General features: G+C 63.0%; 4 protein-coding genes. 2 read left to right on the top strand and 2 right to left on the bottom strand.

The genetic code is table 11. The features are described from left to right. Positions 1-150: 150 nt before the first annotated feature. Positions 151-513: a nuclear transport factor 2 family protein gene (locus EOB59_RS07080; RefSeq protein ID WP_027037737.1), complete on the bottom strand. Its 363-nt coding sequence runs from the start codon at positions 511-513 to the stop codon at positions 151-153. A gap of 165 nt (positions 514-678) precedes the next feature. Here EOB59_RS07080 and EOB59_RS07075 point away from each other — a divergent pair, with 165 nt between their 5' ends. After that, on the top strand, positions 679-1,431 hold the full coding sequence (locus tag EOB59_RS07075; protein WP_023812510.1) for an SDR family oxidoreductase: 753 nt from the start codon (positions 679-681) through the stop codon (positions 1,429-1,431). Positions 1,432-1,444: 13 nt separating this feature from the next. On the opposite strand, the gene EOB59_RS07070 is transcribed toward EOB59_RS07075, so the two are convergent. Beyond that, positions 1,445-2,365 carry a zinc-binding dehydrogenase gene (locus EOB59_RS07070; RefSeq protein WP_128288040.1) on the bottom strand — a complete coding sequence of 307 codons (921 nt, stop codon included), beginning with the start codon at positions 2,363-2,365 and terminating at the stop codon, positions 1,445-1,447. A gap of 197 nt (positions 2,366-2,562) precedes the next feature. Here EOB59_RS07070 and EOB59_RS07065 point away from each other — a divergent pair, with 197 nt between their 5' ends. Continuing rightward, positions 2,563-3,372, top strand: a complete 810-nt coding sequence (locus EOB59_RS07065; protein WP_127271895.1) for a helix-turn-helix transcriptional regulator — start codon at positions 2,563-2,565, stop codon at positions 3,370-3,372. Positions 3,373-3,594: the final 222 nt, after the last annotated feature.

The following is a 3,594-nucleotide window of genomic DNA, read 5'->3' as shown; positions in this document are numbered from 1 at the left end:
CAAACTGTCGATGCCGACGGCCCCTCCATGCCGGAGGATGACGGCGCCACCGCGTCGGTCAAACATCCGGTGCCGCCAGGCGACGTCGGCGGTCCGCGCAAGAAGCGGCAGACCTCGATCCTCGACCTCCTTGGCGGCTGATCCGATCCGCTAATTCCGTGGCTTGGCGCTGCCCAACTTCTTGCTGTCAAAGGTCAGTTTGTCGCTGTGAATCTTGCCATCGCTGATGGTGAGGTGCTTGGCGCAGGAAAGCGCGCCGGACGACTTTGTCATCAAGTCATACATCAGCAGCGCCTGATGATCGTCTCCGAAGGCCGCGATCATGCGCACACCGGTCACATCCTGTGATAGTTTGGTCAGGCCCTCGAGATAGGGCTTCTTGCCGGTCGATTGCTGCATCGGCCCATCAAAGACGACGTCGTCGGCGACCAAGGATGCTGCCTTTTCGAGGTCGTGGCTTGTCCACGCCTTGGTGAAGGCGGTGGCTATGTCGAGGGGTGCTGTCTGCGTCATGGCTCTGTCCCGATTGATTTGATCTGAGACCCCGCGCCCTGTCCTGCAACTCCCGAACCAACGGCGAGCCGGCTTCCCGGTTCCTCCTCTGAGGTGAATGGTGACATTTCGGCCTCTCGCCACCTCGGCGGCGTTCGGCTACATCTGCCGGCCGGAGACCTTGAAATGACTGAGCTCGACACCCGAAAGACCATCGTGCTGACCGGCGCCAGCCGCGGCATCGGCCACGCCACCGTCAAGCGTTTTTCGCGCGAGGGCTGGCGCGTCATCACCTGCTCCAGGCAGGCTTTCGCCGAGGATTGCCCGTGGCCGGCCGGGCCGGAAGACCACATCAAGGTCGATCTCGCCGATCAGGAGGATGTCGGCATCGCCGTCTCCGAAATCCGCCACCGGCTGGAAGCGCATGGCGGCCAGTTGCATGCGCTGGTCAACAATGCCGGCATTTCGCCGAAGCTCAAGGACGGCAACAGCCGCATGGATTCGATCGACACGCCGATGCATGTCTGGCGCGACGTGTTCCAGGTCAATTTCTTCGCGCCGATCATGCTGGCGCGCGGCCTGTTCAAGGAGCTGGCGGCGGCCAAGGGCTCGATCGTCAACGTAACCTCGATCGCCGGAACCCGCGTGCATCCCTTCGCCGGCACGGCCTATGCCACATCGAAGGCGGCGCTCGGCTCGCTGACGCGCGAGATGGCACATGATTTCGGCCCGCACGGCATCCGCGTCAATGCCATTGCGCCCGGCGAGATCGACACAGCGATCCTGTCGCCGGGCACTGACAAGATCGTCGAGACCATTCCTCTCAGGCGCCTTGGCACCACGGCCGAAGTCGCCGACATCATCTTCTTCCTGTGTTCGCAGCAGGCGTCCTATGTGACGGGCTCGGAAATTCACATCAATGGCGGCCAGCACGTGTGACAAAACAGGATGCTCATCCTGTTATGGTGAGAACGGCCTTGCCGCTGAAGCTGCGCTGTCGCAGTGCGTCCAGCGCTTGGGCGATGTCTGTCCATGGCACGGTCAAGGCCACGCGTGTTTCGAGCCGGCCGGCTGCGACCAGAGCGAGCAGCGAGGCGATGTCCTCGCCAATGCCTGGACCGGATGTGTAGTAGGCGAAGGTCTGAAGCCTCGCTCCTTCATGATCCGGAACGAACTGGCGGAATCCGACGGGCGTTAGTTCGCCGCTGCTCGAACCGAACATGACGATGGTCCCGCCAGGGGCGACGCGTTCGATCGCGCATGCGAGGCTTTGGCCGCCAACCGACTCGGTAATCAGCGAGAACGGCCCCTCGGCCAGGTCTATCGCTTCGACAACCTGCCTGGCTCCCAGGTTGCGGAGATCCTCAGCGTGCCGGGCGGCGGCGACAGCGGTCACGAATCCGCCCTGATGGCGGGCGAGCTGGATCTGGAAACGACCGACCGCACCGCTTGCGCCGGTGATCAAGACCTGCTGGCCGGCGAGGTCCCCGCCATGGCGTAGAGTCCTCAGCGCCGTCGTACCGGCGACAGGAAGCGTGGCTGCGGAAACGAAGCTGACGTCATCCGGCAGGGCGGCGAGACGGTCGGTTGGGACTGCGATGCGTTCGGTCCAACCAGCCTCGTCGACCAACGCGACAACCCGGGCGCCGACGGTTGGCCCGGAACCATCGGCTGCTCTTCGTTCGACAATCCCCGCAATGTCCTGGCCGGGTATCCAGCCCTTGGGGCGTATGGCAAGCAGGCGCAGTTCGCCGCGATTCAACGAAGTCGCGTGGACCGAGACAAGCGCTTCATTCGAGGCCGGTTGAGGCTCGGCGACGTCGGCGAGCCTCAACCCGGTCGCGCTTTCGGGAGAGATGACCAGGGCGAGCATGGCGTACCTTGTTGCTGGCTTGTCGGTGCCAGCTTGCGTTGGAAAGCACGGCAAGCTGAGTACCCACGTAGGTAGCGAGCCATACCGGCGATGGCGCGCAGCGTCACGAGATCAACCCTGCGCGAACCGGAGCCTATCGACTTCCGCGGTTAAAGAATTTAGCTATCATGGCGTTTCATCGCTAATAGCAGTCAATCATGAGACGGCCCCTCAGCTACCCCTGGCTTGATCTCGATGTGGATGACCCTTCCGCGTTGGCGATTGCCGTGCGCGTCGACATCCCCGACACCCGAGCGGAAGTCCCCGCCCACCGGCACCGCAAAGGCCAGCTCGTCTTCGCGCTCGGCGGCGGCGTCACATGCCGCGTTCCAAGCGGTCTATGGATGGTGCCGCCGCATTGCGGGGTGTGGATCCCCGGCGGCATGGAGCACAGCAATGTCGCAACCGCCAACGCCCGGATTTTTTTCGTCTACATAGAGCCGGGAGCGGCCGACCTGCCGGAGCGGTGCTGCACGCTTTCGATCTCGCCACTGCTGCGCGAATTGATCATCGAGCTTTCCGATCGGCTGCAGGACGACGAGGCGAGGGGCGAACTCTTGACCAAAATGCTGCTCACCGAATTGCCACGCATGCCTGTCCAGCAATTGCACCTGCCGATCTCATCCGAGCCGCGCTTGAACAGGATCGCCGAGGCGTTGGCGCAAGACCCTGCCGACCGCAGCACGCTGGCGGACTGGGCCAAGCGCATGGCGCTCAGCGAGAGCAGCCTCGCCCGCCTTGTGACAAAGGAGACAGGGCTAAGTTTCGGGCGCTGGCGCCAGCAATTGCACTTGATCGTTGCAATTCGGGAACTGGCGTCCGGCAAGAGTGTCCAGCAAGTCTCGGGCGATCTCGGCTATGGTTCGGTCACGGCCTTCATCACCATGTTCAAGAAGGCGCTTGGGAAGCCGCCGGCCAAATACCTCAGTGGTATCGCGCAAAATGGCGGCTCTGCATTCGTGGCGTAATGCTCACTTGAAGGCTGGGTCGAGCCGATCACGTTGCCAGCGCGCGAGAGTGCAGCTTGGGCTTGGGACTCAGGCCACCGATGGCTCGGCGGTTTCGCGCCTCAACTCCGGTTTGGAACCGAGAACTTCTTCCACAATCCCGCGCGCAATCTCGCGTTCACCCATGATCACCGTATCGGCGCCCAAACCCTTGAGATGTTCGACCTCGGCATCGGAATGGGC

The sequence above is a fragment of the Mesorhizobium sp. M7A.F.Ca.MR.176.00.0.0 genome (assembly GCF_004023165.1).
Taxonomy (GTDB): domain Bacteria; phylum Pseudomonadota; class Alphaproteobacteria; order Rhizobiales; family Rhizobiaceae; genus Mesorhizobium.
The sequence above is the reverse complement of the archived record's forward strand: the minus strand, read 5'-3'. Positions and strand labels throughout refer to the sequence as shown.